General features: G+C 70.3%; 6 protein-coding genes and 1 pseudogene. 6 read left to right on the top strand and 1 reads right to left on the bottom strand.

The window, feature by feature from the left end; translation table 11 throughout:
- The coding region (locus tag ACTS11_RS06180; RefSeq protein WP_442639460.1) for an NAD(P)-binding protein at positions 1–145 on the bottom strand (145 nt) is incomplete at its 3' end.
- Between the two features lie 92 nt (positions 146–237).
- Here ACTS11_RS06180 and ACTS11_RS06175 point away from each other — a divergent pair.
- From ACTS11_RS06175 to ACTS11_RS06150, 6 genes and pseudogenes are all read left to right on the top strand, one after another.
- Positions 238–1128 carry a LysR substrate-binding domain-containing protein gene (locus ACTS11_RS06175; protein ID WP_442639459.1) on the top strand — a complete coding sequence of 297 codons (891 nt, stop codon included), beginning with the start codon at positions 238–240 and terminating at the stop codon, positions 1126–1128.
- Between the two features lie 55 nt (positions 1129–1183).
- A complete protein-coding gene (locus tag ACTS11_RS06170) occupies positions 1184–2332 on the top strand; it encodes an MHYT domain-containing protein (RefSeq protein WP_442639458.1) in 1149 nt (382 codons plus the stop codon).
- A gap of 140 nt (positions 2333–2472) precedes the next feature.
- Positions 2473–3333: an FAD binding domain-containing protein gene (locus ACTS11_RS06165; protein ID WP_442639457.1), complete on the top strand. Its 861-nt coding sequence runs from the start codon at positions 2473–2475 to the stop codon at positions 3331–3333.
- A gap of 20 nt (positions 3334–3353) precedes the next feature.
- Positions 3354–3884, top strand: coding sequence for a (2Fe-2S)-binding protein (locus tag ACTS11_RS06160; protein ID WP_442639456.1), 531 nt, complete (start codon positions 3354–3356; stop codon positions 3882–3884).
- Positions 3881–6301 carry an aerobic carbon-monoxide dehydrogenase large subunit gene (locus tag ACTS11_RS06155; protein WP_442639455.1) on the top strand — a complete coding sequence of 807 codons (2421 nt, stop codon included), beginning with the start codon at positions 3881–3883 and terminating at the stop codon, positions 6299–6301. The genes ACTS11_RS06160 and ACTS11_RS06155 overlap by 4 nt, the downstream gene beginning before the upstream one ends.
- A 60-nt stretch (positions 6302–6361) precedes the next feature.
- Positions 6362–6518 (top strand): annotated as a pseudogene (locus ACTS11_RS06150) (AAA family ATPase); the annotation flags it as partial.

The following is a 6518-nucleotide window of genomic DNA, read 5'->3' as shown; positions in this document are numbered from 1 at the left end:
CGATGGGCACGCGGATCTCGGGGCGCCGGTCGGTGCCGCCGGCCTCGAGCACGAGCACCCGCGCGCGCCCGTCGGCGCTGAGCCGTTCGGCGAGCACGCAACCCGCCGAGCCCGCGCCCACGATGATATAGTCCCAGATATCCACCGGCGCCTCCCGTCGCGCGAGGATTGCAGGCTTGTTGACCCTGCACAAACAATGGAAACTCCGGGAAAGGCATCAGTGAAACGGGGTCATCCATGCGCAACCTGCCGCCGCCGGCCTGGCTCAGGACGTTCGAGGCCGCGGCCCGCCTCGGCGGCTTCACCGCGGCCGGGGCCGAGCTGGGCCTGACGCCCGCCGCCGTCAGCCAGCAGATCCGCGCGCTCGAGGCGCGGATCGGCCATCCGCTCTTCCACCGCCTGCCGCGCGGGGTCGAGCTGACCGAGCTCGGCCTGTCCTACCTGCCGTCGGTCCGCCGGGCCTTCGACGATCTTGCGGGCGCGACCGCGGGCCTCTTCGGCGTCGCGGGCGGACGGCCCCTCGTGGTGCGCGCGCCGCCGAGCTTCTCGGTGCTCTGCATCGCGCCGCGCCTCCACCGCTTCCGCGCCGCGCATCCGCGGGTGCAGATCCGTCTCTGTAGCGCGACCTGGGCCGAGACGGCGGCGGAGGAGAGCATCGACATCGACATCCGCTACGGCGACGGGCGCTGGCCCGCGGGCGACGTCCGCCGCCTGACCGCGCCGGGCTCGGTGCTCGTCTGTCCCGCCGACATGGACCTCGGCCCGGACCCGCTCGAGGGGCTGCGCCCGCGCCTCGCCGGGGGCGCCATCCACATCATCGGCTGCGACAGCTTCTGGGACGCCTTCGCCGACGCCATGGGCCTGCCGCGTGGCGAGATCGGGCGCGGTGTCAGCGTCGACTCCTCGCTCGCGGCCCTCGAGATGGTGGCGAGCGGCCTCGGCGTCGGGCTGATCGCGCCGGACCTCGCATCCGCCTTCGCGCGCAGGGGCGGCATCCGCGTTCGCGCCGATCTCGCGCTCGCGCACGACCAGGCGCATTACGTCGTGCTCCCCGCCCGCGACGCGCCACGCCCCGAGGCGGCCCTCTTCCGCGACTGGCTGCTCTCCGAGATGACGGCGGAGGGCTGAGGCCCACTGGCCGGGCCGGGGCGCGGGTGCTAGGTTCCCCGACCTGAGGACGCCTTTGGGAGGAGACCGTCCGCTGCTCGACGTCGCGCACAATCCCTGGCTGGTGCTGGCCTCGATCGCCGTGGCGATGATGGCGGGCTTCACGGGCCTGTCGCTGACCCACGGCGCCTCGGCCCGCCCCGTCGGCCAGCGCAAGGCCGTGCTCGCCATGTCGGCGGTCGCGCTCGGCGGGGGCATCTGGTCGATGCATTTCGTCGCCATGCTGGGCATGCAACTGCCCTTTCCGTTCTACTACGACGCGCTCGTCACGCTGCTCTCGGCGCTGATCGCGATCCTGATGGCGGGTGTCGCGCTCCTCCTCCTGCATTTCCGGCAGCGGACGCCGCGGGTGATGGTGGCCGCCGGTGCGGTCCTCGGCGTCGGCATCGCGGCGATGCACTTCGTGGGGATGCTGGGAATGGAGGTCTGCCGCCCGGTGAACGGCATCGGCGACTATATCCTCTCCACCATCGCGGCCGTTGCGCTGTCGATCCTCGCGGTCTGGGTCGCCTACGACCGGCGGACGCGGCGCAACATCCTGTTCGGCACCGTCTGCTTCGGGATGGCGGTCGTGACGATGCACTTCTTCGCCATCCTTCAGACCGGCTTCGTGCTGACGCCGGGGGGTGCGGCGGCGGCGGGGCCCGTGCTCGGCAACCAGGCGCTGGCGATGGGGGTCGCGGTCTCGGCCTTCCTGATCTGCGCCGCCTTCCTGCTGACGGGCGTGACCTTCTTCGGCGGGCCGGAGGCGCAGCCCGTGCCTGCGCTTGTGGGCGCGGCGCCGTCCGTCTTGCCGGTCGAGGAGCCTCTGGCCGAGGCGCCGCTCGCCGCCGCGCCCGGCATCCCCTACGAGAAGGACGGCCGCACGCTCTTCGCCGGCCGTGCGACGATCGCCGCGATCCGGGCAGAGGGGCACTATACGCTCCTCTACACGAACGGCGCGCGGCTCTTCTGTCCCTGGTCGATCACCGAGGCGGCGGCGCGGCTGGAAGGGTCGGGCTTCGTGCGGGTGCATCGCAGCTACCTGATCAATCCCTCCCATGTCTCGAGCTTCGAGCGGCTGAAGGACACCGGCGCCCTCTACTTCGCCGAGGTCGATCCGCGCCTGAAGGTGCCGGTCAGCCGCTCGCGCCTCGGCGCGGTGCGCGAGGCGCTCGGCGTCTGATCCGCGACGTTCGTGCGGGCATTTCGCATTTCGTGCGCCGGACCGCGTCTTTCGTGCCGGGCCCATGGCGGTCCTGCGGCGCCGGCACCATCGTCGCTGCGGGAGGGCCGCGACAAGCGGCCGCAGGGAGGACACATCACATGATACCAGCCGGGTTCGAGTACCACCGGCCGGCCGACATCGCGTCGGCGGTCGCGATCCTGACGGCCCATGGCGACGGCGCGCGCGTCGTCGCGGGCGGCCACAGCCTCATTCCGATGATGAAGCTCCGCATGGCGGACCTGTCGCATCTGGTCGACCTCCAGGACATCCCGGTCCTGCGCGGCATCAGTATCGACGGCGGCGAGATCACGCTCGGCGCGATGGTCACGCAGCACGAGCTGATCGCCCATGACGGCCTCGCCGAGGCCGCGCCGATCCTGCGCGAGGCCGCGCTCCAGATCGCCGATCCGCAGGTGCGCTACATGGGCACGGTCGGCGGCAACGTGGCCAACGGCGATCCGGGCAACGACATGCCGGGGCTGATGCAGTGCCTCGACGCCTCCTTCGACCTCGAGGGGCCGGACGGCGCCCGCAGCGTGAAGGCGCGCGAGTTCTACGAGTCGGCCTTCTTCACCGCGCGGGCGGACGAGGAGATCCTCGTGCGCATCCGCATTCCGCGCCCCGCGCCCGGCACCGGCTACGCCTACGAGAAGCAGAAGCGGAAGATCGGCGACTACGCCACCGCCGCCTGCGCCGCGATGGTCCGGATGGAGGGCGGCGCCTGCGCCATGGCCTCGGTCGCGATGACCAACCTCTCCGACACGCCGGTGTGGTCGGCGGAAGCGGCGGAGGCCCTCGTCGGCACGGCCTGCGGCCCCTCCGACATCGACGCCGCCGTGAAGGCCGCGCTCGCCGCCATCGACCCGAGCCCGGACAACCGCGGACCCGTCGAGTTCAAGCGCCACGTCGCGGGCGTCATCATCCGCCGCGCCATCGCGCGCGCGGTGTCGCGCGCCTGATCCCCGAAAGGATGCCAGCCATGGGCAAGCAGCATTACCAGATCACCGTCAACGGCGAGACGCACGACATCCTCGCCGAACCCCGCGAGCTTCTGATCCACACGCTGCGCGAGCAGCTCGGCATCCGGGGGCCGCATATCGGCTGCGAGACCTCGCATTGCGGGGCCTGCACGGTCGACATGAACGGCCGCTCGGTGAAGTCCTGCACGGTCTTCGTCGCGCAGGCCGCGGGCGCCGAGATCACCACCGTCGAGGGCCTCGTGAACCCCGACGGCTCGCTCGGCGTCATCCAGGAGATGTTCCGCGAGCATCACGGCCTTCAGTGCGGCTACTGCACGCCGGGCATGATCACGCGGGCGCACCGCCTCCTCCAGGAGAACCCGACCCCCACCGAGGAGGAGGTCCGCTTCGGCATGGCCGGCAACCTCTGCCGCTGCACCGGCTATCAGAACATCGTCAAGGCGATCCTCGCCTCGGCCGACATGCTGAACGGAACGTCCTCGAGCAGCGAAGCGGTAGGACAAGGCAAGAAAGTGGAGGCCGCGGAATGAAGGACACGGTGGAAACCCCCGAGGAGCGTTCGGCCAAGCTGAAGGGCATGGGCTGCGCACGCAAGCGCGTCGAGGACGTGCGCTTCACCCAGGGCAAGGGCAACTACGTCGACGACATCCAGATGGCGGGGATGCTCTTCGGCGACTTCGTCCGCTCGCCCTATGCGCATGCGCGCGTCGTCTCGATCGACACCTCGGCGGCGATGGCGCTGCCGGGCGTCGTCGCGGTGCTGACGGCGGCCGACCTCGCGCCGCTCGGCCTGCACTGGATGCCGACGCTCGCGGGCGACAAGCAGATGGTGCTCGCCGACGGCAAGGTGCTGTTCCAGGGGCAGGAGGTGGCCTACGTCGTCGCCAAGGACCGCTACGTGGCCGCCGACGCCGTGGAACTCGTGCAGGTCGAATACGAGGAGCTTCCGGTCGTCGTCGATCCGTTCAAGGCGCTCGAGCCCGACGCCCCGGTCCTGCGCGAGGATCTCGAGGGCAAGATGACCGGCGCCCACGGGCCCAGGAAGCACCACAACCACATCTTCACCTGGGAACAGGGCGACAAGGAGGCGACCGAGGCCGTCCTCGCCGGCGCCGACGTGGTGGCCGAGGAGATGGTCTACTACCACCGCACCCATCCCTGCCCGCTCGAGACCTGCGGCTGCGTGGCCTCGATGGACAAGGTCACGGGCAAGCTGACCGTCTGGGGCACCTTCCAGGCGCCGCACGCGATCCGCACGGTCGTGTCGCTCATCTCGGGCATCGCCGAGCACAACATCCGCATCATCAGCCCCGACATCGGCGGCGGCTTCGGCAACAAGGTGGGCGCCTACCCGGGCTACGTCTGCTCGGTCGTGGCCTCCATCGTCACCGGCAAGCCGGTGAAGTGGGTCGAGGACCGGATGGAGAACCTGATGTCCACGGCCTTCGCCCGGGACTACTGGATGCACGGCAAGATCGCGGCCACGAAGGACGGCCGGATCACCGGCCTCTGGTGCCACACGACGGCCGATCACGGCGGTTTCGACGCCTGCGCCGACCCCACGAAGTTCCCGGCGGGCTTCATGAACATCTGCACCGGGTCCTACGACATCCCGACCGCCTATCTCGCGGTCGACGGCGTCTACACCAACAAGGCGCCGGGGGGCGTGGCCTACCGCTGCTCGTTCCGGGTGACGGAGGCCGCCTACTTCATCGAGCGCATGATCGAGATCCTCGCCATCAAGCTCGACATGGACGCGGCCGAACTGCGCCGGATAAACTTCATCCGGAAGGAGCAGTTTCCCTACCAGTCGGCGCTCGGCTGGGAATACGACTCGGGCGACTACCACACCGCCTGGGACAAGGCGCTGAACGCGGTGGGCTACGACGGGCTGCGCAAGGAGCAGGCGCAGCGGGTCGAGGACTTCAAGGCCGGCAAGACCCGCAAGCTCATGGGCATCGGCCTCACCCACTTCACCGAGATCGTGGGCGCGGGGCCGGTCAAGAACTGCGACATCCTCGGGCTCGGCATGTTCGACTCGTGCGAGATCCGCATCCATCCCACGGGCTCGGCCATCGCGCGGCTCGGCACGATCAGCCAGGGGCAGGGCCACGCCACGACCTTCGCGCAGATCATCGCCTCCGAGATCGGCCTGCCCGCGGACGACATCACGCTCGAGGAGGGGGACACCGACACGGCGCCCTACGGCCTCGGCACCTACGGCTCGCGCTCGACCCCCGTGGCGGGCGCGGCGACGGCGATGGCCGCGCGCAAGATCCGGGCGAAGGCGCAGATGATCGCGGCCTACCTCCTCGAGGTCCATGACGACGACGTGGAGTTCGACGTCGACCGCTTCGTGGTCAAGGGCGCGCCGGAGCGGTTCAAGACGATGAAGGAGATCGCCTTCGCCGCCTACAACCAGGCCATTCCGGGGCTGGAGCCGGGGCTCGAGGCGGTCAGCTACTACGACCCGCCGAACATGACCTATCCCTTCGGCGCCTACATCTGCGTTCTCGACGTGGACGTGGACACGGGCGAGGTCGACAACCGCTCCTTCTACGCGCTCGACGACTGCGGCACACGGATCAACCCGATGATCATCGAGGGGCAGGTCCATGGCGGCCTGACCGAGGCGCTGGCCATCGCGATGGGGCAGGAGATCGCCTATGACGAACTCGGCAACGTCAAGACGGGCACGCTGATGGACTTCTTCGTGCCGACCGCCTGGGAGACGCCGCACTACACGACCGACCACACCGTCACGCCCAGCCCGCATCACCCGATCGGCGCCAAGGGCGTGGGCGAAAGCCCGAACGTCGGCGGCGTGCCCTGCTTCTCGAACGCCGTCCACGATGCGTTCCGGCCCTTCGGGCTGACGCAGACGCACATGCCGCACGACCACTGGCGCGTGTGGAAGACCGCGAACCGCCTCGGCCTTCATGGCTGAGACCGGGGCCGAGACAGGACTGGGGCGCCGCGCGGGCCTGCGCGGCGCCCCCCGACCGGCATGACGCATCGCGACGTGAAAGCCGAACTGGCCCGTCAGGGCTATGTCGCCGACGACAGGCTCGCCATGGCGCTGCACCTGGCGGTGGCGCTCGGCCGGCCGCTCCTGCTCGAGGGGCCGGCCGGCGTCGGCAAGACCGAGGTGGCCAAGGCGCTGG

This window comes from Roseicyclus sp. (genome assembly GCF_052168335.1).
In the GTDB taxonomy this organism is placed as follows: Bacteria; Pseudomonadota; Alphaproteobacteria; order Rhodobacterales; family Rhodobacteraceae; genus Roseibacterium.
Note: the sequence above shows the minus strand (reverse complement) of the source record. Positions and strands in the feature narration are given on the sequence as shown.

Bases quoted from the DNA above. Each gene is read 5' to 3' on its own strand.
- ACTS11_RS06175 (WP_442639459.1), top strand. From the start codon at position 238: ATGCGCAACCTGCCGCCGCCGGCCTGGCTCAGGACGTTCGAGGCCGCG.
- ACTS11_RS06165 (WP_442639457.1), top strand. From the start codon at position 2,473: ATGATACCAGCCGGGTTCGAGTACCACCGGCCGGCCGACATCGCGTCG.
- ACTS11_RS06160 (WP_442639456.1), top strand. From the start codon at position 3,354: ATGGGCAAGCAGCATTACCAGATCACCGTCAACGGCGAGACGCACGAC.
- ACTS11_RS06155 (WP_442639455.1), top strand. From the start codon at position 3,881: ATGAAGGACACGGTGGAAACCCCCGAGGAGCGTTCGGCCAAGCTGAAG.